Below are 23,597 nucleotides of genomic sequence, written 5' to 3' on the forward strand. Positions count from 1 at the left end.
CTCCTGTTGGACCCGTTACTCCCGTTGGGCCTGTCCCTCCTGTTGGACCTGTGGGTAAAGTAAATGGTGGGATTGGGGGAAGTGTAGGGCCAATTAAATTTGGATTTAATACATTAGCTTGAAGTATCCCATTTATCTTTTGTATTTCATTTTTATCAAACACATAACTACCTCCTATGAGTGTACTATACTGTAGTAATACAGTTACAAATACATAAACTTCATTGATCGTAATATAATATGTTTTCCCTATACTATTGTGCACCTTAAATTGTACTGACCCTTCCATATTTAACTCCCTAAAAATTGTAAATACCTCACCTACATCTACAAAACCATCCACGTCTTTATCCTGCCAAGATCGAGCATCATAGAAACGTAGAATGTTAACTTTAGAAACAACACGCTTTCCTACAATAGAAGAATCTACTGTACTTTTCTTACTAAACTTCACATAGGATGGATTGTTCTTAATCCATTGCTCTCCACCAAGGTTTAACCAACCAGGCTTTTCGCCCCATTCAACCATACGCTTCTGATTTATTTAGTTGACGAATCTTAGAATAGCTTGTGTCTGGTCCTTTACATAAATTAACGTTGTAGCCTTCAATATAAGCTATACCATCGGTTACTTCTGTTGGTTTAGGTGGCTTTCAGGTACAGAAACATCCACACTAGAATTATTGTATGCGCGTTGTACATCAGCACGGGATTGAGCTCCTGATCCCCCATGAGATTTTAAATAATCAAGTTGATCTTCATGATCTGTACCGCCAAGATATTTAATCACATCGTAGTGAATCCACAATCCTTTTCCTACAGATAACTTGTTATCTTTTAAGATTTCCGCTAAAAGTTTTACGTATTTTTCATATGAACGCTCGAGCTTTGTATGGTCTGCTATTTCACATAACTCTACATGTACAAATCGTTTATTAGCAGCAGGTCCACCGCCATATGCAATGTATTTTATATTAGCGATTTGGATTGTTTCATCTCAATCAACAGCATATTGAACAAATGCGTTTCTTCATGTACGAGATTCATATTTTTGAATATTTCAGAAGTCGCTGTACTATGAGCTACTACGCCCTCATAAACACCTACGCCAAAACGATATGATTGTTTTGGTAAATTAGGGATAAAAAACGTTCTATCAGCAAAAATACTTGTAGCAAATGAACCAGCAAGTACTAGAATCATAAGGAACGAGGTAATTAGCTATATTAAAACCAGCTAAAATTGGAATGAATGTAAGTGATTGATTATTTATATCCTTAATTCCTTTCAATATTATTGTTGTATTCGGATTCATATACGCTATAAACAATCTAATAATTATTGTCAAGATAGCTGGTATTAAGAAATCAAAAGTTTTTTCTGCCTTCGTTGCAGAACGCAAATAATTCATTGAAACCTCTATCGGAAACTTATTTGCTTTCCAAAACAGATTTTCTCTTCATCCATCTCCATATTCGTATCCGCTTAACAAGCATTGTTTTATTTTGAACAGGTATTCGCTTATAAATATCGAAATATACAATAAGAAAAAACAATAAAATTGATTATTCTTTCGCTTCTTTGTCCATCCTTTTAAAAAATCTATTTTTTGGAAAAGGAGTGTTTATATGGAGAAACAGACACTTTGGAAAAAATTCAAAAAAAGCTCAGCAAACCTCGGGAAATCAAGCGTATATGAAAGTATTATTTTATACTACACAATGAGAAAAAAAGGGTTACCTACTAAAGCGAAATTCATAATATTAGCTGCTTTATCTTATTACGTATTAGCAATCGACTTCATTCCAGATATAGCTGCTATTATTGGGATCGGCTTATTAGATGATGTTTTAGCAATCGCTATAGCGCATAAATTTGTAATGCGCCATGCTGATGCTGAAATTAGAGAAAAGAGTAAAATAAAAATGGAATCATTATTTACTTCAGCACACATTTAACGAAGAAAGATAGGCTCTTACTTGTCTTTTCTCACTGCCTAACCATCATCTATAGCTTTTAAACAAATGATTTGAACAGTGTTAATACAGAAAAAAGAACTAAAATAATCTTTTAGTTCTTTTTTGTCAACTCAATTTATTTTTGAACAATAGTTAAAAGAGCCTATTTTAATTTACCAACTAAAACAGGCTCTTTACTAATTTAAATTTACAAGATCATCATCATTTTACGCTATACTTTGCTACTTCAACAACATTTCTCTTTCATCGCTTTCATCATAGACATAGTAGTCTTCATCATTTCATCACATTCATTCATTTTCACCATCATTGCCTTATCCATTTCTACATCCATTTGCATCATGTTATTCATCATCATTTTCATACACTTCATTTCACACATCATTTTTTCCATAGACATCATCATGTTTGTTGTTTCTACCATCATAGTTTTTTCCATATTAACATCCCCCTAGAATTTTTATGTTACAAGTATAAAAATTCCTTTTCGTTTTTCTAAAACCTTCTTAGTTTACCTCATACAAATATTTATCAATATATTTCCCTCTCAATTCGTCATTGATTAACTTTATTTATTGTCACGCTGAAACGTAAATATAATAAAAAGCATCTTATTATAGATGCTTCCTTGTCTAACAATTAAATTATTAACACTATGAAACTCCATTTGTTTCGTAAACATAGGGTAAATCTATTATTTTTATAAAATTCATAAATCCAACTATAACGTATTATAGTTTCATTCATATACTGTAGTAGATCACTAGAAAGGAGGCGTATATATGGAAAGTTGTATTGTGTTCGTAAACGGCCAACCTTTTTTAGTACTCACAGTTGCTGGCATCGAAATTGCTAGATTGGAAATTACTCTTCAAGTAGCACTAGCTTTGAGAGTTCTCGGTATTCCAATCTGTGGGTAATTCATTTAAGTAAGTTTAAAAGAGAGCTTTCGCTCTCTTTTAAACTCTTGTCAAAAAATGCACTTCTATACACTTAGCAAGTGTGACTCATAGCCTTGTAGAAATTATATAATAAATATACAAGCATTTACGTTAAAAGAACTTTCTTTAACACACACATCTGCAAACAATTTAACATCCTCTTCATATCACGTTCTTTGTAATGATTCAGGCATGCAATTTGGATCCAGTTATTCTTTTGTAAATACGCTGATTCATAATGAACAATATATCCTTGTAACGCTAACGCATCACCTAGCGCCTTAGAAGACTGATCTTCATTTAATTGAATGGTAACTATAATTGGCGCGGCATGTTCTTTAGGTGAAACAAGATTTAAACCCATGTTAGTAATAGCTTGTTCAATATATGTATACGTCTCTTTTATTTTTTCAAATGCCTCTTCATCTTCAAGTCGCTTCAATGCTTCTTGCAATGCATAAATTAAATTCCATGAATGGGAGTATGGGATACTTTCATTTTCTTCGTACATACCAATGTCCATATAAGCAGGTACTGCCTCGTTTACTTTTACAATGTGGTTATGAAAAACGAAAGATAATCCTGTATATGATTTAATCGCTTTTCCGCTTACACCACTTGCAAAATATACATCCTTCAAATTTATTGGTATTGCTCCAATTGAGCTTATACAATCTACACATAGTTTCATTTGATACTTTTTACAAAGAATGTTTAGTTCTTCTAAATTATTTAACATTCCAGTTGATGTTTCATGGTGAACAAACCAAAGCCATTCATAATTTCCAGTTGCCATTATTTTTTCTAATTCTGTATAAAGAAACGGCTCTGCCATTTTTTTTTTATGCGTATCATAATGTAATTGCGCACGTGTTGCATGTCCCACTAACCTATTTCCAAATTCCCCATTTGTTAAAACTAGTCCTTTCCCTTTTAAAGAATTCAACTGTAAAGCAATGGCATCATTCGCTAACGTCCCTGTTCCTAACATTATTTGCACACGTTTTGCTTTTGTCATTTGCAGTAAACGTTTTTTTACATTTTCCATTGTCACTTGAAATGACTTAGAACGATGCGAAATAGGCTTAGTAGAAAATGCCTTTCGAACATTTTCTTCAATATCCACTGGACCAGGTAAAAACGTATATTCTTTCGTCATAATACCCCCAACACTCGACGCTTCAAACATAGCTGGGGTAACATACATTGGCTGGAAGGCTGCTTCTTCAGTACCAACTAACGTATGGAAAGATTTGAATCCCATTTGCTCATATAAAGGTAGTTCACGTGTTGTAGCAGAAATGAGTGCCAATTCATATCCATTTAGAAGCAAATAACGATGTAAAAAGCGAATTAAACCTAACAATGCTCTTCCATTTCGATATTCACGTTCTACTGAAAGTAAACGAATTTCATATACATTTTCTCCATGTTCTTGCAAATAAAAATCTAGATTTGGAATTTTATAATCTAACGAGAATGGTCGTTTTCCTCGCAATGCAACCATACCTACTAACTTATCGTCATCTAAACAAATTAAATATGTATTTTCTTCATGGAAACGATCTATACGAACACGATCTTTCGTTTCTTCATGTTGCGGAATTTCTTCTACAAATGTTTTATAATTCAATTTATGTATACTTTCAAATTCCAAAGCTTGATTAGCAACTTTATAAATTAACCCCATGTTGTATCTCCTTTATGTATTTAATAAAAATTATAAGTGGAGATTAACTCCACTTATTAAAAGTTCATTTCATTCTCGATTTACATATAAAATAAGTACAATGATAAGTGCACTTAAAATAGTCGTAACAATAGAGTAAGAATACAAAATCATGCAAACTGGTAAACAAGCGATTGTAATTAGTCCGGGCTTAGTAAATCCTTTAAAGATTAAATAAAATATAATGAAAACAGCAATAAGAGTAAGCGCTATCAAATAATCAAATGCAATTAAACCTCCAATAAATGTTGAAATGCCTTTTCCGCCCTTGCCTTTAAATAAAATTGGGTAAATATGTCCAAGTATAACAGCCAGTAAAGCTAACATTACAAATGTAGAATCTTCGAAAAGGTATTTTGCAATAGAAACTACGATTGCCCCTTTGATCGCATCACCTAAAAATGTAGCGACGAAAGACCCTTTTCCATATACGCGCCCCATATTTCTTGCGCCAGGATTACCACTTCCTTCTTCACGAATATCAACATTATGTTTCCATTTCGTTACTATATAAGCGGTCAATATGTTTCCAAATAAATAAGAAGCCACCAAATACAAAAATTGCATACTATTAATCATGTAATCATTCACTTTCTACATGGGAGTACTTATACAATATTCAATGACTATGTATATTGTACTTTTTCTTGCTTTACATCCCTTTGTATATTTTAACATCATATTTTTACAAATCATACAAAAATTCTCATACTTCTATTTTATAAAATATACACCCTTCATTAAATGATATGTTCCTTTCACTGCCATTTCTGATGGTGATACGAATATAACTTCTCCCATACTTTTCTCACAGCATTTCTTAAATTCAGCATATATTTCAGGTACTGAACACAATATACTACCATTAACTGCAATTAAAGGTGATAAATCAAACTTCATCTTGTTGTAAATATTCACCGTAATTATCGTTAATTCCTTAGCCGCTTGCAGAATAATTTTATGTGCATCATCATTCCCATTCCTCGCTTCCTCTATAATTAATGGTGCAATTGCTGCAACTTTATCTTTTGAAGAACTATATACTAGTCTTTTTATATGAGATGATGTTAAAAGTCGAAACTCGTCTTGAATCCTTAAGCTTAATGGACAAAGTCTAACTCCTTGATCAAATTGATTTGCCATTCTCTTTAAACCTTGTAACGCAATCCAATAACCGCTTCCCTCATCCCCTAAAATATGTCCCCATCCACCGCTATACTCGTATACTTCGTCTTTCTTTCCTATACAAATTGCACCTGTACCACCTATAGTTAATATTCCATTCTTACCTTTTAAAGCAGCTGCATGTGCAATCATTGCGTCATTAAAAACTTCAATTTTCGTTTCATATTTCTTTATTAATCGTAATGTTAATTCATTTGTATTCGCTCCACTTATACCCGCTAATCCTAAACAAATACAAACGCAGTGCCCATCTATTAAAGCTTTCTTGCATTGATCGATCGCCTCCATAATATGCGAAACTGCTTTTTCATAATCTATTAATATATTTCCAAACCCACTCGTACCTCTTACAACTTCGTTTCCGTCTTGATCAAATGCAATTGCTTCTGTCTTCGTGCCCCCACCATCTACTCCAATCATATACTTCATATGTTCGCCTCATTTTCATCATCTTATTGGAGGGAATGTTATATTCCCTAAAACTACAGATTGCTTTGCACCTGTTGCGCTTGGCACATTACTCGGATTACGATGATGCGTTTCGTTTGCTAATATCGCAAAGGCGATTGCTTCTTTCGCCTCTGAAGAATAGCCTATATCTTCTTGAATGAATATCGCGCACTTTTCTTCCTTCAATCCATTTCGTATCATTTCAACAAGTGTACGATTATAACTGCCCCCACCACCTAAAATTACTTCATCGATTTCATAATACGGCAGAATAAACTCCTTATAATGATGAACAATTGAACTTGCTGTAAACATCGTGACAGTCGTCAAAAGATTTTCTTTACCATGCTTTTCAAACCGCTTCAATAATTCACTTACAAACTCTTCTCCAAACTGTTCTCTACCAGTTGATTTCGGTGGATTCATTTTCAAAAATGGATAGTTCATACAATATGTCAAAATTTCATCTACAACTACTCCTTGTTTTGCAATCCTACCATTTTGATCATATGGCAACTGAAATAATCTTTGACATACATCATCGATTACCATATTTCCTGGGCCAGTATCAAAAGCAATAACGCTCTTATCACTTAGATGACTTGGTATTACTGTAACATTACCGATTCCGCCAATATTTTGTAGTAATCTATTTTTAGTTTGATGACGATACAAAATGACCTCTGAATATGGCACAAGTGGTGCACCTTGTCCCCCTGCTGCCATATCCATCGTTCGAAAATTAGAGATAACCGTAGTGTTCGTTTCATATGCTATAACTGCTGGCTCTCCAATTTGTAATGTTGAGGGAATCATATTAGCATCTTGCTTTGGCTGATGATAAATCGTTTGTCCGTGAGAACCTATTAAATCTAATTTTTCCAATGAAATATTTGACTCTTTACAAACTTCCTTTACAGCGTTGGCAAAACATAAACCAAGCTTAAAGTTCAAACTGCATATCAATTGAACATTAGATGTATCAATTGATACAGCCTGCAGTATCTCATTTTTTATATCCTTACAAAATGGAACAGTAGTAAAATGAATGAGTTCGACTTTAGAATCTACACCGTTTCCTTCTACATGAACGAGCGCTACATCTATTCCGTCTAACGATGTACCGGACATTATCCCTGCAATATACATAATATGCATGCCCCCTATTCACTAAAAAACAATTATGTAAGTAAACAACGTACAACCTACAGAAAACAATATAAATCTAAAAAACAACTGTGCTTTCGATGCAAACGATCCATCAATGAAAGAAACAACTACCGTAAGCAAAATACTTGCCGCAAAGCTTGTAACGAGCCATATACTATGCATTTGTGATAGATTTAGCATTCTTAATAAAGGTACGAAAAGTAAATTTGCACATATCACTCCAAATAACAATAAAAATACACCTTTATAGCTAAATTTTATATTCATTCTATTTCACCCTCTCTGGACTTAATGTGAAAGAAGTGATAGACAAAATGCCTATCACTCAAAAATAAAATATAAAACTTACGGATTAACAGATTCCCCATCACCATTTTTCTCAATTTCAAGCATGTTTTTGTCGTACATTTTAAAGAATGGTAGGTAAATAAGGAATGATATTGCTATATTTATAAAAACTAATACTACTGCACGCCAATCTCCACCTGTGGCTAAATACGCGCCAATTGGAGCTGGTAATGTCCATGGAGGCATTATATGTGTTGGTGTAACAAACCCCATCGCAGTTGCTGAATATGCAACAGTTGCTGTTACGAGTGGTGTAATGATAAACGGGATAATTAAAATTGGATTTAGTACAATCGGTAATCCGAAAATAACAGGTTCATTAATATTAAAAATACCAGGAACAATACAAGTTCTTGATAATGCTTTCGAATATTTTGATCGACCAAATACAATCATAGCTAATACAAGCCCTAACGTCGCACCAGAACCACCAATCCATATAAACCATTGGTATAATGGTTCTGGTGAAATGAATGGCAACTGATTTGCTCCACTAGCAACTGCTTCACCATTTTTCCCTAAATATACTTCCCATAATGGCCGGGCAACAGTTCCAACAACCGACACACCATGGATTCCGAATGACCAAAAAAATGTAATTAAAAATACTGGAATGATTACACCAAAATAACTATCACCAGCTTTTACTAACGGTGCCGCTAATTTATCAACTACATGATGTAAATCAATACTAAAAACGACAGTTACTAAACTCATTAAAATAATTACGAATGCAGCAGGTATAAGTGCTTCAAACGAACGTGAAACAGACGGCGGTACTTGTTCTGGCATTTTAATCATTACATTTTTCGTCTTACAAAATCTTAAAATCTCTACTGATAAAATAGATACGATCATCGTTACGAATAATCCATGCCCCCCGAGATTTGTCATCGGAAGCATAAATCCTTTTTTATCGATTAATTCGGGCGTCAATGTTAAAAGTAGTGAGCATACTGCTAACTGTGCCCCTGATAAAGCATCTAACTTATAACTTTTTGCTAAATTGTATCCTATACCAAATGCTATATATAAAGACATAATAAACATCGTTAAACGATATGGTATTAATATACTTGTTTGATTTTTCAATGCCCAAACTGATATGAAACTATCTTTCGGTAATGGTGGAAATGCTACTATTAAAAAGAAACTCCCTACGATAATAAATGGTAACGCCGAAATAACTCCATCACGGATTGCTTGTAAATGCCTCTGTTCAGAAAGCCTTGCCATCGGTCCAGATAAGTTTTTATCAAGAAACGTGACAAACTTATTCATAACGCTTCCCCCTAACTAATTAATTCATTTACAGTTTTTAATAAAGTCGGTCCACCAAGCGGCGTGTATGCTTGCGGCGGAATAATACCGCACGGAATAGATTCTTGTTCTGTAAGTTTTTTTACAGCGTCAAATCGATGTCTAACTTGAGGTGCAACCATTACAACATCCCAACCATTCTTTACTTCTTCCTCCACCTCACTTGTTCCAATAGCATGCACTTCCATGTTCATACCTTTTTTCTCTGCTTCTTTTTTTAAAGCGTTTACAACAATTGCGCTGGACATTCCTCCAGAACAAACGAATAAAACTTTCATTATTGAATCCTCCTATACTTATAAATTGTTTCTTTCAAATGAAAGAAAGTTTCACTTTACTAACAAGCATATGAAGAAATGAAACGATTTAGTTATACTGAAAGTAAATTTCACTAAAAATATTTTTCCTATTAAATTAATGTTTCAATATTTATTTTTCTCAATTGCAGGGCCAACCTAACATCATATATTATTTTAAATAATCGTATAATAGGGAGGCGTATAAATGATTATGAAACGTTTAGTAATGATGTGCTGTATCGTCATATTGTTTACTCCTTTCTCTTTCATTTCCCCTCACTCTACTTATGCTGAAGTAAATACTACTTACAAAAAACATGAATTACGCGCTGTATGGCTAGCATCTGTTCTCAATATTGATTGGCCTTCAAAAACTGGCTTACCTATTGAAAAGCAGAAACAAGAATTTATAAGACTATTAGACGATGTAAAAAACACTGGTATGAATGCAGTCGTTGTACAAATTAAACCGACTGCTGATGCTTTCTATCCTTCAAATTACGGTCCTTGGTCTGAATACATTACGGGTACACAAGGAAAAGACCCTGGATACGACCCGCTCGCATTTATGATTGAAGAAGCACATAAAAGAAATATAGAATTCCACGCATGGATTAATCCATACCGAATAACGATGAATCACACTGATATAAATCGATTATCAAATAATCACCCTGCAAGACAACATCCCGATTGGGTTGTACCTTACGGCGGGAAGCTATATTACAACCCTGGTATTCCAGATGTGAAAAACTTTATAACGGAAGGCGCTTTAGAAATCGTAAAAAATTATGATGTTGATGCAATTCATATGGACGATTATTTTTATCCTTATAAAGTAGTTGGCGAAGAATTTCCTGATCAAAAAACATTTGAATCATATAATAATGAGAATTTTTCAACTATCGAAGATTGGCGTCGCAATAATGTAAATGAACTCGTAAAAGGTTTAAATACTGCTATAAAACAAGAAAAATCATACGTAAAATTTGGCATTAGTCCATTTGGCGTATGGCGAAATATAGCTGACGATCCAACTGGCTCTAATACAACCGCAGGTCAAAGAAACTACGATGACCTTTATGCTGACACACGTGAGTGGATACAAAAAGGGTACATTGACTACATTACACCTCAAATATATTGGAATATAGGTTTCACACCTGCTGCATATGATATATTAGTAGATTGGTGGGTAAAAGAATCAAATAACAAACCGATTCACCTATACATCGGTCAAGCGGCCTATAAAATTAATAACAACTCTGTCCCTGCTTGGTCTGATCCTGAAGAATATCCAAAACAAATCGCATTAAATCGTCAATACCCTGAAATAAAAGGAAGTATGCATTTTAGCTTAAAAGATATTAATAACAATCCACTTGGAATTAAAGATAGACTCTCAAAAGACATATATAAACACCCTGCATTAATTCCACCTATGCCTTGGCTTGATCATGATCCACCAAAACAACCTACTTTAAAAGGTGCCATTCCAAGAGATGAAGGTATTGCTGTAGGAATAATTGACAATAGAGATAATGACTCTTCTTATTACGCCATTTACCGTGTGAATGGAAAAAATGAAGTGGATATACAAAACCCAAAACATTTACTTACTACTGTAAGAAAAACAAAACTTGGAGAAATTTACATAGATAAAACGGCTATTTCTGGAGAAACGTATACGTATGTGGTAACTGCAGTTGATCGATTGCATAATGAAAGCATTCCTTCTAGTTTTACTACCGTTAAGGCAAAATAAAATCTCAAAAAAAAACGCCTTAAAGCTGAGAAATACTTAGCTTTTAAGGCGCCTTTTTTATTTATTCTTAAACTTCTCAGTCGCTGCTCTCATCTTCACATTCAAATCATGATCAATGGAGTCGCGAATATCACGCTCTACTACTTCCATTTCTTTTTGGAAATTTTGCAAGTAGACTTTTAACTCTTCTTCTTTTTCTGGTCGTTGTGATGGAGGTAATTGCACCACTAAAGATAACATCGCAGTTAAATCTTTCATTAAAAACGTTTCAAGTTTATGTTGTTGTTCAAACATACGCTGCTCTTGATAGTACGGCAATGCATTTAATACTGAAATTGTAATGTCATCAACCGTTCTTTGTAGTGAAGGATTAATCGAGCGTTTATATGCTTGAATTGTATTTAATGCATCTGGATATCGATCATAGAAATACAATTTATAAAACGATAAGTCTGTCGGTTTTACAGTTTGCTGCGTTTCTTGTCTTAAGAAATCTTTCACTTTCATCGCGGCCACATCGATATCTTCATTTGTAAGCTTTTTCGTTGTTTTTGCCATTACATGCACTTTTTTTTGTTTTTCTTTCGGTAACATTGAAAATACTTGTTCTCTCGTACGTTGACCTGATGTACAGAAAAGAGTATTCAATGTATGTTGTTCTTTCTTTCCTTCCGTACGAATCCAGCGATAAAAGAGTGGATGTTGCGTAAACTCTTGTAAAAACGGTGTCGATTTGTTTGATAATTTCTCAATGGAATCTTGTGCTCTCTTATATGGTTTCGTCCATGAAAAATAAAGTTTACGTCCGAAGTATACAACTAAAACAACGACAGTAAATGCGATTATAAGTAATGATCCTAATAGTAATAATACCCCTTGAATGAAACTCATTTTTTCACCTCCTCTAAAAGTCTGTTATTTCCTTGGACGCTGAATGAGTTTCTGCTTCATCTCATCATTAAATGTATCTAGTTCAATTACAAATTTCTTACTAGACTCAATAATACGTTCTGACGATTTCTCAGATGCTTCAATAGCGGCAAATACATTTTGGAATGATTCACGTAATTTATCCATGCTAATTGCAGGATTTTCAAGGAGTTTTGTTGTTTCTTCTGTATTTTGTTTTAATGCTTGTGAATTGCTTAATACCATTGATTCAATCGCTTCATTTGTCGCATTAACAGCATCAATTGTTTTACGTTGATTTGTTAATGCAAGCTGTATTGCAGCGGAAACCGTTACAACGTTTTGCGTCATCGTAATTGCATTACGAATTGCCTCTGATAGCTTTTCATTATTTTTCTTAATGATGTCTACAGATGCGATAGATTGTAATAATACACTTTTTGCTTGTTGCATATTACGAGTACGCACAAGTATCTTTTCTAATGCATCATTTATTAACGGAATATCCCTTTGACGTTCTGGATTTTGTTTCTCAGCTTCAAGCATACCAGCAAGTTTTCTTCCTAAGTATACTTGTTTATCAAGAGCGTGAATTTTATCGTGTGATTGCTCTTTTAACATTTCAAGACCAACCGTATCCTCTTGCAAGTTATCACGGCCAATGAGAAGTGATCTTATAATCTCCTCGATTTGCTTATCTATAGATTGATATTTATGCACGTAATTTTCAAGCGGATTTTTCTTAAACACTTTAAACATAAGTTTCTTCATACCAGTTGCTTTTAATGAGTTTGGATCAAGTTCTGATACCACTTTTCGTAATTCTAACAATGTATTTGGAATTTCTTCATTCTTTCCATTCATCATAGCTGTCACAGGACGTTTTAAAGCTGATAGCGTTTGTCCTGCCGCTTGCTGCTCTTTATCCCCTAAGTCTCCAAGCTGCGACAATACTTTTGATAAATCTGTATTTTGCTCGCTATTTAACTTTTGTACATAAAGATCTGCTTCTTTATTCAGTTCTTCAAGTTCTGCATCTTTTATTACTGTATCCACTACTACTTCTACATTATTATCTTTCACAATCGATACAGGTTCTTTTTTCTCGAGTTCAGTCAACAAAATCGCTCCTTTATTTATATGTGCGAATTTATGTGCACTATATTTCATCTAATATATCGTATTTCATATACATTTTTGCTTGCTTGAAATCGATTTTTCAAGAAATACCTGCTTATGCAGTCATTCCCTGTTTCATAGTATAAGTATACCTGTTCTCGTCATTATTTTCCTCAGACTTAAGACCTAGAGAACAACATGCTGAAGACGGATTCTTCACAGCTTACCTTACTTATCATCACTGAATATTAATTTGAAATTCCATTTAGTTACCTTCTTAAATTCATACAATGCTCTATCTTTTGACATATACTATCTTTCAATGTGATAATTATATTAGGTCCACTTCTAATTATTCTTCCGTGCAACAAATGCTCCCTTTTGAAAAGCTAATAACACGGTTTCAAACGTAACGTCTTCTTCAATCATCTTTATAAATCCAGCTAATTCCCCCGCATGAGAAGTTGCATTATCAATTACAAGAAAACCTTTTGGCTCTAAAATACGTTTTATATGTTCCCACCACCACATGTATTGCGTGCGCTCTGAATCTAGGAAAATAAAATCAAATGAACGATCTACTTGCGAATCTAAAAATGCCCCAGCCTCTTGATTATGAATATCGATTCTCTGTGTAAGATTTGCCCTTTCAAAATTTCCAAGTGCCTCTCCAACCCGTTCTGAAGAAAGTTCTACAGTTATAACATTTCCATTTGTTTCTTCTACCGCATTTGCTAGCCACAATGTAGAATAGCCATTTGAAGTTCCAATTTCTAAAATTTTTTTTGCATTGCACCCCTTTACTAATACTGATAAAAACTGCCCCATTTCACGAGAAATATTTCTTAATTTTTCTTCTCTTTTTTCTTTATGTCGATCATGCTCTTCTCCATATTGTTCAAGTTGCAATAATAATGAATCTAGAGTATTCATTTTCTCCATCGCCTTTCCAAGCAATATGATGAAAAAGTACATGATGCCCGTCTACTTTTCATTATATGCGAAATGCACACCTTTTTCCTGTTATACGACAAAGAATTAAAATTTTTTATAGCATATTGTTTCGTTTTTTGGTAAAGTTAATTTCTACGTGCAATTATTTAATTCACATTATTTTACAATCAGTTTTCAATTATAAGATAATCTAAACCCCATTTAAATGAATCGGTATTTCTAATTCAACTAAGCGCCCTTTTCGGACGCATTTTCTTTTGTTTATATATTTCTGTAAGAAAGGATGCTTACACATGAACGTGATTAACTTAGATGCTGCTAGAAGACGTAAACAGCATAAAAAACTAATGATAACTATACCGATTATTAAACGCATTTATGAAGAAGACGGGGAAATTAAATTCGAGGTAGCCGGCGAAAAAGATGTACCTCTTGAAATGTTAGAAAAATAAAAAAAAGACGCACTTCTAAAGAAATGCGTCTTTTTTATACTATTACATTTAAGTGCATAAGTTTTTCAGGATTAACCATCATATAAATGTTTGAGATTTTCTCATTCTCAAATGTAAATGAAAGCACATAAGTCACTTTATTATTTACATTAACAATAACGCCTGGGGCACCATTTACCATCTTAAAATCAACAACGTATTCTACCGGGAACTTCTTCCCAATTCCAAAGAATAAACTTATAATTCTATCTGCAGAATAAATTGGATGAATTGCAGTTGTAACTTTACCACCACCATCAGCTTTCAATATCGCATCTGTTTTTAATACTTCTAACATGCCTTGCGCATCCCCACACTGCAATGATGATACAAATTTCTCCACGTAAGCAGCCATCTTCTTCGTACTTAATGTTGACTGCTTCGGCTTATCCAAAATACTTTTTCGTGCACGTTGAAAGATTTTTCGGCAGTTCACACTACTCTTTTCTACAATCGAAGCGATTTCTTCGTAGTCATAACTAAAAACCTCTCTTAATATGAAAACAACCCTCTCTACCTCAGTCAGTTGTTGTAAAAGTAATAAATATGCCGTAGAAATTGATTCTTTCATTACAAATGACTCTGATGGATCATCAATCTCTTCCACAAATGGCTCTGGCAACCACATTCCGACATATACGTTACGTTTATGTGCTGCCGAACGTAATTTGTCAATTGAGCGATTTGTTACCATTTTACATAAATAGGCTCTCATATTTTCTATAGATTGAACGTCCTCCATATTATTAAACGATATAAATACGTCATGGACGATATCTTCAGCATCCATAACACTCCCAAGGATTCTATATGCTAACGAAAATAATAATGGTTGATACGCTTCATATAACTGCTCCGTTTCCATGATGAACTGCCTCACTTTCAAATTGCTTTAAAATGTGTAACGCTGCACGTTTCCCGCTTGCTACCGCAGCATCAGCTAATATTTCATCATGCCCAGCCCAATCTCCTGCAACGTAAACACCTGGCATTCCAGGTATATTAGGGCCTGGTTTTTCAACACGGTCAATATGAGGAAAATCATGTACTACCGTAATTTTCGGTAAATATTGCTGTGCAACAACTTCTCTTTTCCAATTCGGATGTAACAATTCCATCATATTTTCTAACTGTTCTTTCTCTTCTTGAATATGATTCAGTTCTAGTACAGGGTTATGGTATTTAATTAGACTCACTACAATTGATCCATCTTCACTTAATTTAGCTGCTCTCGATTGATTCGTGAAAAATATAGGTTGATCCAATCCCAATGCAAAATGATGCAAAGGATTCGGTAATTGTTTTAAACCAATATCTAACGCTGCCACGGTCACTTGTATAGATTGTTCACTCCATTTTTGCAAACTTGTTCCTTCTGTACCTTTTATAATTTCACATGCCTCTTTCGGTGGAATTGTTACAATAACTGCCCCTGCTTCAAATACTTCATCGTCAAAACAATGTATTCTTTGTTTTCCTTCACAATGCTCTATTTTTAAAACATGCTTTTTAGCCAGAAATTGTACACCACTAGTATTCGCTATTCCTCTTAAATTTGTTATTATCGTCTCCCAACCACCATCTACATAAAGTACTCCTTCTTTCATAGAAAGCTGTATTTGCTTTAGTACGGAAGATGCTAATTGTATTGTAGGAGCATACGTATATGTTGTTGTTCGGCATAATGCATAAAATATATTTCGAACCATTGGATCTTTAATTTCATTTTCTGCCCATGTAGTTAGGCTTATTTTCGGAACTTTTTCTACATCTAAGTTTCCTAAATGAATCATAAGACGAGCGAACTGTACTTTTGCAGACCATGAAAGTAACGGTGTTGATAAAATAGAGCGAAAATCTGTTGGAATGGTATAAATATCCCCTTTCCATATTCCATGTGCTTTTGTAGATGGGATTCCACCTGGAAGATTTACTCCTAGCTCATTAAAAGTTATACACGCTTCTCCACCTCTATATAAAGCATGTGCACCAAGATTCATACAAATGCCGTTTTTATTTATAGTCATCCCTCGACCACCGAAGTGACTGGACTTTTCTAATACAATAACTTTCCTTCCAGCTTTCGCTAAATATATAGATGCTGTTAACCCTGCAAGCCCCCCGCCAACAATTGCTACATCAAAATTTTTCATAATAAAATCCCTCCTTATCATTCTAAATACAAGACGAACGATGAAGGAAGGATGTGACAAAAAAATATATTATTAAGTTAGCTACTTTATTTAATTTTGGCGATCCGATCATATTGCATACGAAATAACTCAATAGCAAACGGAATGTCCTCTTCACTCTTTATAAAATAACTAATCCATCCTGATTCGGGTAATACATAGTGTGGTTGAACTGATCCTTGATTAATTAATTCATCTCGCTTTAGTTTCGGAAATGGTAAATCAGCTAACTTATCCCCGTGAAGATGCCCTAATTCTTTCTTGCCATAGTTTAATTCTACTCCACCAAATCGGTGTGGCTTTTCAGAAACACCTTCCCAGCTAAGCACTTCTTTTCTAATTACTTCACTATATGTCATAGTCATTCGCTCCTTTACGATTGGTGTAACTTAAAATTACCATTCCTCTCCATATATTTCATCAATCTAAAGTATGAAAGGCTATACGAATATAGTTTAATCTCAATTAATAAATAATTTTTTAATATTTATTAATAATCTAAAAGGTCTTTATCATATTATACAGAATTATTATTAGAAATAACTTCAAGGGATGGATATATATGAGCGAATTATTATTACAAAAGGCTACTTATCTACAATCTGATGAACTAAAGTTAATGAAAAAAGCTATAGAGTTTGCTGAACATGCGCATAATGGTCAATACCGTCAAACTGGAGAGGCATATATTATTCATCCTTTTGCTATTACAGAGGTACTATTAAATTATAAAGCTGATGTTACAACTTTGATTTCTGCGTTATTACACGATGTTGTAGAAGATACGACTTATTCTCTCGAAAAAGTAGAATTACTTTTCGGTACGACCGTCAGTTACATTGTTGATGGATTAACAAAAGTGAAAAAACAACACGGTCAAAAGAAGACATTATACGAAGCGATTAATTTTAAAAAATTACTAGTATCCTCTCAACAAGATATACGTGTTGGCATTATTAAAGTTATAGATCGCCTTCACAATATAAAAACATTGAGTGTTAAAAAACCCGCAAAACAAGTAGCTTATGCAAACGAGACATTAACATTCTTTGCACCACTTGCAAAGCGATTAGGTTTATATTCTATCCAACATGAATTAGAAAACCTATCTTTTCAATATCTACATAAAGAGAGATATAAAAAAGCACATAATTTTTTAATGGAATATGTGCCACATATTCAAAAAAACATAACTGATTTAAGAAAAGGAATAATTTTTTTTATGATACGAACCTTTCATTTGAAGTAAGTTATGAATTTACCCCAATTTATTCTGCTTACTCACAACTGCAAGAAGCACAAAACATATCAAGAGTTTCACAAATACGTATCACCACTATAAGTGTCCTAGATTGTTATAAAATCCTTGGAATAGTTCATCAATTATACAAACCAACTACACAATATTTCGAAGACAATATAGCACTTGAAAATACTCATTTTAATAACAATTTAAAAACTAAAGTCAATATAAATGATATTGAACAATCAATTATCATCCAAACACAATCAGAGAAAACAATAAGAGATAATGGTATTTTTTCTTTATTGAATAATAGAACTGCAGATATCCAAACAATCTCTTATAAAATAATGAATGATACAATAATGAATAACAATTTATTAACTAAAGATCCAATTATTTTTCATAACTTAGTATCATATGAACTATTTGAGAATACCATTACTGCTTACACTACAGATTTACGCCCTATTTATTTACCCAATGGTGCTACAATTATTGATTTTACTTTCTCTGCATTTCCAACAATTGCACATAACTTGAACAAAGCAAAGTTAAATGGCATTCCCGTTCCATTCAAAACAAAGATATCTCATTTAGACGTAATTGAAATCCATTTTGATTCAAAACAAAACTTGGCAATAGAATGGCTAAATTACGCTAATACTGCTAAAGCACAATTAATGATTCATCAAAAACTATCTTAAATAAAAGGCCAATTCCTTTCTATAAGGCATTGGTCTTTTCATATAACGTAACCATTAAAATATACGAAATAAATTTCAATATTTTTACTCCTAACCTAACATCAATAATTCCGACTTTCATTAGTTCGCTCTAATTTTTATCCGTATTTACATTATGAGAAATAAGAAGCACAACCTATATTCTTTATAAAACAGGTGAATTTATTATGATACAGACAAATGCACATAACTAACACTAGGCACATATCCTAAAGTTGTATCCATACTTACCTATAGAAAGGCGGGTAATACAATTGACTTCTAATATCGACTACACTTCCCCCTCAACTAATTTCACTCATGATTTAAGTAAAAGTAATTTTTTTAAGAAAGATGCCCAAAATTATATAAATGTACTTGGCATGAAACAATTAAATACTTTAGAAAATACTTCTTTATTAGATATTTATTTAAGTACAGGGAATGTTGTAGAACCACATATTCATCAAAATGCAGCTGAACTCGTTTACTGTATTTCAGGATCTGCTGTTGTTTCTTTACTTAATCCATTTACGAATCAAATATTAAACTTACCGATAAAACCAGGGCAAGTTGCCAACATTCCACAAGCGTGGTGGCATTATGAAATTGCTTCAGCAGATAATACTCATTTATTAGCTATATTCGACGCCCCAACCCCAGAAGTTATTTTTGGTTCTGATATTTTAAGATTAACTCCCGCTAATATGATGGCTCATACTTATTGCCTCAATGAACAACAATGGAAACAAGCCGTATCCCCAATTCAATCCACTACGGTAATTGGTCCTCCCGGAAACTGTAATCAAAACCGCGACATGATAAATCAGTCAACTCAGCCCCCTACTCAACAACAAAATCTATATTACCAAGATTCTTATTACTTCCCTCTATACTGGGGGTATTAATTAGTATCATTTTAATAGAACCACCATTTATCTCCTCGGAAAATATCGAGGAGATTTTTTATCGTAACAATTAATAGAGTACATACATATAATATTTATATATTTAATTGGAGGTGATAGTACTATGAGTAATTATAACTATCGAAAAAACTACTCTAATAATAAAAATAGTAGCTCTTCAGCATCCTCTCAATCTTCGAACTCTCAATCTTCCGATTCCCAGTCACAAAGAGATTTAGCCGAGCAAGGCTATGTAAAGAAAAAAGGATGTAACTGTAATAAAAATAAATAGTTTATTACTAATTTGAGCAATGACATTTCACCGCTCATGATTAACAATTTAACCCACTAGTATATAGTTTATTTAATGGATGAATTCTGTTTTTAATAGAATCGGAACTCTGCAAAGAGTAGTATTAAATGCCTTAGAATCCTTGTTAATTCAGGGTTTCGGGCTTTTTTATTTATCATTTATATTGCAAGATAGAGCATAAATAAGAATACTACTGGGGCTAAGTGGGGCTAGTTTGGGACCAAAATATAAAAGGCTGGCGTGTGTATAGAAATGGATAAGTGTAAAAAAACAATAAAAAACTCTGTAGATCTATAGTACATTTATCTTATTTGTAGTTAATATTTATTAGCTCTTCTTTCCTTCAAAATTTTTCATTGTTCCTTTATCTACCTAAGGGGAAAACTTTTTTAATAATCCTGAGCAAATGCTAATTTCTCCACGCAATCCTTGTATTTTCAGATATAATGATATTTATTCTGATAAAAATAAAAGGAGTTAATTGTTTTGAAAGAAAAATTCAACAAGATCCCTCTTCATGTACAAGACTTTCAAAAATTAAAAATGGTATTAGACGAATTAGTACAAGATGAAATAATGTTCATAGAAGGGGTTTCTAAGTATGCTTTAAATATTTCTTCTAAAGAATCTAAAGTCACCATTAACCTTAGAAGCGAGTTTTACCCCGATCCATACTTAGCGATTACTGCTATAAACATTACCCCAAGTAATCAAGGTAAAGGAAGTATTGTTCTTGAATGGTTTAAAACATTCGCTAAAGAAAAAGGATTCGAACGATTAGTATTACAGCAAGTCGTAACTAAAGAAGGTTACCACTTTGCATTAAAAAATGGTTTTTCAAAACATGTTAGTTTGTACGAAGAAATGTTTGGAAAGCCAAACCGTTTTGAAGGGGATTATGAACTACATTTAACGTAAAGAATGAGATAAAAAGTGAACGAGTATTTTTCTTATGCGTTCACTTTTTTACTTGGCGGATTATCTAACACAGTTCTTTCTTTTCTTTCCATAAGAGCAACTCACCCTTTCATTTTGAACATGGATAAGTTCGTTTTGAATTATATTAATATCTTTAAAAAAACTACTCATAATCGCGAAAACCTTCCTCTTACTTCTAAAAATAATAGGACAACAAATTATTTTCAAACGCTAAATGTTTTTTATCCTTTCATATCAAACATTAATTTCCAAACTTATCCACATAGACTGTTAAGCATGATAAAATATTCTATATAAAACATTGAGGGGGAGTATTTAATGGGGATCACTTTACTTAATACATTAAAAAATGTTTTGGATTTTATAAACCCAGAAGGAGCAAAGTCAAAAGAAATTAAAGAAAATATTAATCGCTCTCATATCGCCGCTGCTGATATTTATTGCCGTAACATAAATGAACTATCTGCACAATTCATTATAGAGACAGCTTATCAAGTTGAAATCCACACTCCTAATACAGATAAAAAAGAAGAGAATTATCACCTTCACTTACAAAAATACGCTGATTTAGATCATCTCAAAAAAGCTTTCCTAAATGGTATTGGTGAATTACATTTGCTAAGTTTAGAGGAAAAAATAAAAATATTACCTTCAACCTACATTTTCAATGAACATAACATTAAATACAAAGCAATTGAAACTAGAAGATTAGTTCCTGATTTTCTTTACATTTTAAATGATGAGGAATACTGCGTCACCTTGAAACCAATTCATACTACTACATCCTCCAAAGAAATAAAATATGAATTACAAACACTATATAAAGCACTTTACCTATCCTTGAATAAAGAAATTGATGTTGATTCAAATTTCCAAACGTCAACATTCGATGAATCAAAGCATATTTTACGTTATTTTAGATTAAATCAAAACAGTTTATTTTTATTAGTAGCAGATTCAAAAGGTAACGTGCATCATCATACATTTAAAAATATCAATAAAATCAACCATGGATTATTTGGTACACAATTAAAATTTTGGATTTATATGCATGGAGATACTTATCGTTTCTATCTACCTTATGATGAAAAAACATTTAAAACAACTCAAGTTCCATTAGATCAAGAGATATTTAAAATGACAATATAATAATCTTAATAAAATGACAGAATAAGCTCTGTTCTTTAATAAATTGCTTCTGTCATCGGGAAAATTTCCTGTTAATATAAAAAGTTTACTGAGATGTATAACCAGTAAGCTTTTTATTTTGAATATGAATGAGTTCGCTTTGAGGTATATTAATACCTTTAAAAAGTTAAAATCATATTTCTTTCATATTTTGTAGATAAATTCCCCTTATTGTCGGATAATGTTTTGTAGAGGCGATAATTAGTGGATAAAAAGTGGGAAAATAGAGATTGGATTTGGTTAGTCGGGATACTAATTACAATAATAATTTTATTAATAGCTGGATTTTATAACAGTAAGGCAATAGAGATGAATTTCTCTATAATTTCTAGCGCAGTTTCAATAGCCTTAGCTCTTGTAGCAATATTTATTGCACTTAAACAGGATAGTGATAATCAAAGAGTAAATGACCGATTATCACATTTATTAAATGAGATATCAGCTAATGTAAGAAATGTGGATGCTAAAGTAGATAAAATAGACCCACGATTACTACATAGTGTCAGTAAAGGAATCTTAGAAGAATACAATAGAGAAAGTAAAGAGAAAGATTCCTTCACAAAAGAAGAGGTCGATGAAATTGTTAAAAATGTTAGTGAAGATATAACATTAAATATTAACAATCTCCTGCATCAAAATGCTTCTATGGTAGATAATAATCAGAGGTTGTTTCTACGATCACGTTCAAAGGCAAATGTTTTGAATATAATCCAAGACAACATGGACACAGATTTCGAGGAATTAAGAGATATAATATTACAAGAAACAGGAGACGTATATGCATTAAATACTATCCGTAAATACAAACGAGAAATTCTCAACTCTCATGCTGGATAAATTATTATGTAATACTGAATTTAAGCCCTCAATTATTTGAGGGCTTTTTATAATGTAAAATTAATAGAGCTTTGTTTAATACAAACAAAAAAACCGTACCTATAACAGGGTACGGCTAAAGAATTGCTAGTGTCTATTCATATTATATATTTTAATTAACTACATCTGCAAGGGTTATGTTTTGATCAATCTTCAACGTGATATTGTAATCTTTCCAAAACACATCATTATTATTTGTTACTATTTTCCCATGCTTTAACGAGTCTTTAATTTCATTTCTAAATCGAACAAATCCTAAATTCTTATATCGATTTAATCTTGGAGGTAAAGTTTCAATACTGGATAGATTTTCTAAAAATGAATCTGGAATAAAATATTCATAACTATTCTTTTTTAACTCAGTTATATATCCATCTTCGATTCTTATTGTAACTAAGAAATCTTCATAAAAAGAAATACTTAATTCACAGTAATCCTGTTTCAAAAAGAAACTAGTATTTATCATTCTTTTAATTGTTTGTTCAATATTTTTTATAAATATTTTTTCATAATCTTCTATAGCGGAGGATTTTATTGCATAATTCATTATTCAT

25 protein-coding genes and 2 pseudogenes are annotated in these 23,597 nt (G+C 32.7%); 9 read left to right on the forward strand and 18 right to left on the reverse strand.

The window, feature by feature from the left end:
* The 3 genes and pseudogenes from B5P40_RS34175 to B5P40_RS34040 all read right to left on the reverse strand — a co-directional run.
* On the reverse strand, window positions 1–163 hold a 163-nt coding region (locus B5P40_RS34175; RefSeq protein WP_142936363.1), incomplete at its 3' end, for an exosporium leader peptide-containing protein.
* A gap of 42 nt (window positions 164–205) precedes the next feature.
* A pseudogene (locus tag B5P40_RS34035) lies at window positions 206–1,203 on the reverse strand (N-acetylmuramoyl-L-alanine amidase); the annotation flags it as partial.
* Entirely contained in the window at window positions 1,157–1,411 is a 255-nt protein-coding gene (locus B5P40_RS34040) for a hypothetical protein (protein WP_002085542.1), read from the reverse strand. The gene B5P40_RS34040 and the pseudogene B5P40_RS34035, both read right to left, overlap by 47 nt.
* Window positions 1,412–1,628: 217 nt before the next feature.
* Between B5P40_RS34040 and B5P40_RS16260 the strand changes: the two genes are divergently transcribed.
* On the forward strand, window positions 1,629–1,958 hold the full coding sequence (locus B5P40_RS16260) for a YkvA family protein (RefSeq protein WP_113709456.1): 330 nt from the start codon (window positions 1,629–1,631) through the stop codon (window positions 1,956–1,958).
* Window positions 1,959–2,205: 247 nt separating this feature from the next.
* Here the strand turns inward: B5P40_RS16260 and B5P40_RS16265 are convergent, their stop codons facing one another.
* The gene (locus B5P40_RS16265; RefSeq protein WP_000416118.1) at window positions 2,206–2,418 is read right to left on the reverse strand and encodes a hypothetical protein; all 213 of its coding nucleotides are present in this window, start codon (window positions 2,416–2,418) and stop codon (window positions 2,206–2,208) included.
* Between the two features lie 343 nt (window positions 2,419–2,761).
* Here B5P40_RS16265 and B5P40_RS16270 point away from each other — a divergent pair, with 343 nt between their 5' ends.
* Window positions 2,762–2,899 (forward strand): DUF3956 domain-containing protein, encoded by a 138-nt coding sequence (locus tag B5P40_RS16270; RefSeq protein ID WP_002127410.1) that lies wholly within the window; start codon window positions 2,762–2,764, stop codon window positions 2,897–2,899.
* A 127-nt stretch (window positions 2,900–3,026) separates the two neighbouring features.
* Here B5P40_RS16270 and B5P40_RS16275 read toward each other — a convergent pair whose 3' ends face one another.
* From B5P40_RS16275 to B5P40_RS16305, 7 genes are all read right to left on the reverse strand, one after another.
* Window positions 3,027–4,610 (reverse strand): aminotransferase class V-fold PLP-dependent enzyme, encoded by a 1,584-nt coding sequence (locus tag B5P40_RS16275; RefSeq protein ID WP_113709457.1) that lies wholly within the window; start codon window positions 4,608–4,610, stop codon window positions 3,027–3,029.
* A 69-nt stretch (window positions 4,611–4,679) separates the two neighbouring features.
* Entirely contained in the window at window positions 4,680–5,228 is a 549-nt protein-coding gene (gene plsY, locus B5P40_RS16280) for a glycerol-3-phosphate 1-O-acyltransferase PlsY (protein ID WP_002127407.1), read from the reverse strand.
* Between the two features lie 135 nt (window positions 5,229–5,363).
* Window positions 5,364–6,263, reverse strand: coding sequence for a BadF/BadG/BcrA/BcrD ATPase family protein (locus tag B5P40_RS16285; protein ID WP_113709458.1), 900 nt, complete (start codon window positions 6,261–6,263; stop codon window positions 5,364–5,366).
* Window positions 6,264–6,281: 18 nt separating this feature from the next.
* Window positions 6,282–7,433: an anhydro-N-acetylmuramic acid kinase AnmK gene (gene anmK, locus B5P40_RS16290; protein ID WP_113709459.1), complete on the reverse strand. Its 1,152-nt coding sequence runs from the start codon at window positions 7,431–7,433 to the stop codon at window positions 6,282–6,284.
* A gap of 21 nt (window positions 7,434–7,454) precedes the next feature.
* Window positions 7,455–7,721, reverse strand: coding sequence for a hypothetical protein (locus tag B5P40_RS16295; RefSeq protein ID WP_002136308.1), 267 nt, complete (start codon window positions 7,719–7,721; stop codon window positions 7,455–7,457).
* 78 nt (window positions 7,722–7,799) lie between these two features.
* On the reverse strand, window positions 7,800–9,083 hold the full coding sequence (locus B5P40_RS16300) for a PTS sugar transporter subunit IIC (protein WP_107888173.1): 1,284 nt from the start codon (window positions 9,081–9,083) through the stop codon (window positions 7,800–7,802).
* An 11-nt stretch (window positions 9,084–9,094) separates the two neighbouring features.
* Window positions 9,095–9,400 carry a PTS sugar transporter subunit IIB gene (locus tag B5P40_RS16305; RefSeq protein ID WP_000865888.1) on the reverse strand — a complete coding sequence of 102 codons (306 nt, stop codon included), beginning with the start codon at window positions 9,398–9,400 and terminating at the stop codon, window positions 9,095–9,097.
* Window positions 9,401–9,626: 226 nt separating this feature from the next.
* Here B5P40_RS16305 and B5P40_RS16310 point away from each other — a divergent pair, with 226 nt between their 5' ends.
* Window positions 9,627–11,186, forward strand: a complete 1,560-nt coding sequence (locus B5P40_RS16310; protein ID WP_113709460.1) for a glycoside hydrolase family 10-like protein — start codon at window positions 9,627–9,629, stop codon at window positions 11,184–11,186.
* Window positions 11,187–11,243: 57 nt separating this feature from the next.
* Here the strand turns inward: B5P40_RS16310 and B5P40_RS16315 are convergent, their stop codons facing one another.
* From B5P40_RS16315 to B5P40_RS16325, 3 genes are all read right to left on the reverse strand, one after another.
* Window positions 11,244–12,077 carry a DUF3974 domain-containing protein gene (locus B5P40_RS16315; RefSeq protein ID WP_113709461.1) on the reverse strand — a complete coding sequence of 278 codons (834 nt, stop codon included), beginning with the start codon at window positions 12,075–12,077 and terminating at the stop codon, window positions 11,244–11,246.
* Window positions 12,078–12,101: 24 nt separating this feature from the next.
* Window positions 12,102–13,214: a toxic anion resistance protein gene (locus B5P40_RS16320; RefSeq protein ID WP_002119468.1), complete on the reverse strand. Its 1,113-nt coding sequence runs from the start codon at window positions 13,212–13,214 to the stop codon at window positions 12,102–12,104.
* Between the two features lie 348 nt (window positions 13,215–13,562).
* On the reverse strand, window positions 13,563–14,156 hold the full coding sequence (locus tag B5P40_RS16325) for an O-methyltransferase (RefSeq protein WP_002085565.1): 594 nt from the start codon (window positions 14,154–14,156) through the stop codon (window positions 13,563–13,565).
* 305 nt (window positions 14,157–14,461) lie between these two features.
* Between B5P40_RS16325 and B5P40_RS32815 the strand changes: the two genes are divergently transcribed.
* Entirely contained in the window at window positions 14,462–14,620 is a 159-nt protein-coding gene (locus tag B5P40_RS32815; protein ID WP_002085567.1) for a hypothetical protein, read from the forward strand.
* A 34-nt stretch (window positions 14,621–14,654) separates the two neighbouring features.
* Here B5P40_RS32815 and B5P40_RS16330 read toward each other — a convergent pair whose 3' ends face one another.
* The 3 genes from B5P40_RS16330 to B5P40_RS16340 form a co-directional block, all read right to left on the reverse strand.
* A complete protein-coding gene (locus tag B5P40_RS16330; RefSeq protein WP_113709462.1) occupies window positions 14,655–15,524 on the reverse strand; it encodes a sigma-70 family RNA polymerase sigma factor in 870 nt (289 codons plus the stop codon).
* Entirely contained in the window at window positions 15,502–16,812 is a 1,311-nt protein-coding gene (locus B5P40_RS16335; protein ID WP_113709463.1) for a phytoene desaturase family protein, read from the reverse strand. The genes B5P40_RS16330 and B5P40_RS16335 overlap by 23 nt, the downstream gene beginning before the upstream one ends.
* An 86-nt stretch (window positions 16,813–16,898) precedes the next feature.
* The gene (locus tag B5P40_RS16340) at window positions 16,899–17,210 is read right to left on the reverse strand and encodes a luciferase domain-containing protein (RefSeq protein ID WP_113709464.1); all 312 of its coding nucleotides are present in this window, start codon (window positions 17,208–17,210) and stop codon (window positions 16,899–16,901) included.
* Window positions 17,211–17,413: 203 nt separating this feature from the next.
* Between B5P40_RS16340 and B5P40_RS16345 the strand changes: the two are divergent.
* From B5P40_RS16345 to B5P40_RS16365, 5 genes and pseudogenes are all read left to right on the forward strand, one after another.
* Window positions 17,414–18,801 (forward strand): annotated as a pseudogene (locus B5P40_RS16345) (HD domain-containing protein).
* 293 nt (window positions 18,802–19,094) lie between these two features.
* Window positions 19,095–19,727, forward strand: a complete 633-nt coding sequence (locus B5P40_RS16350; RefSeq protein ID WP_002085579.1) for a cupin domain-containing protein — start codon at window positions 19,095–19,097, stop codon at window positions 19,725–19,727.
* 799 nt (window positions 19,728–20,526) lie between these two features.
* Window positions 20,527–20,958, forward strand: a complete 432-nt coding sequence (locus B5P40_RS16355) for a GNAT family N-acetyltransferase (RefSeq protein ID WP_113709465.1) — start codon at window positions 20,527–20,529, stop codon at window positions 20,956–20,958.
* Between the two features lie 339 nt (window positions 20,959–21,297).
* Window positions 21,298–22,128 (forward strand): hypothetical protein, encoded by an 831-nt coding sequence (locus tag B5P40_RS16360; protein ID WP_113709466.1) that lies wholly within the window; start codon window positions 21,298–21,300, stop codon window positions 22,126–22,128.
* Window positions 22,129–22,371: 243 nt separating this feature from the next.
* Window positions 22,372–23,004 carry a hypothetical protein gene (locus B5P40_RS16365; protein ID WP_113709467.1) on the forward strand — a complete coding sequence of 211 codons (633 nt, stop codon included), beginning with the start codon at window positions 22,372–22,374 and terminating at the stop codon, window positions 23,002–23,004.
* Between the two features lie 151 nt (window positions 23,005–23,155).
* On the opposite strand, the gene B5P40_RS16370 is transcribed toward B5P40_RS16365, so the two are convergent.
* The gene (locus tag B5P40_RS16370) at window positions 23,156–23,590 is read right to left on the reverse strand and encodes a hypothetical protein (protein ID WP_113709468.1); all 435 of its coding nucleotides are present in this window, start codon (window positions 23,588–23,590) and stop codon (window positions 23,156–23,158) included.
* Between the last annotated feature and the right edge of the window lie 7 nt (window positions 23,591–23,597).

The organism is Bacillus sp. SRB_8 (assembly GCF_003264205.1).
GTDB lineage: Bacteria > Bacillota > Bacilli > Bacillales > Bacillaceae_G > Bacillus_A > Bacillus_A mycoides.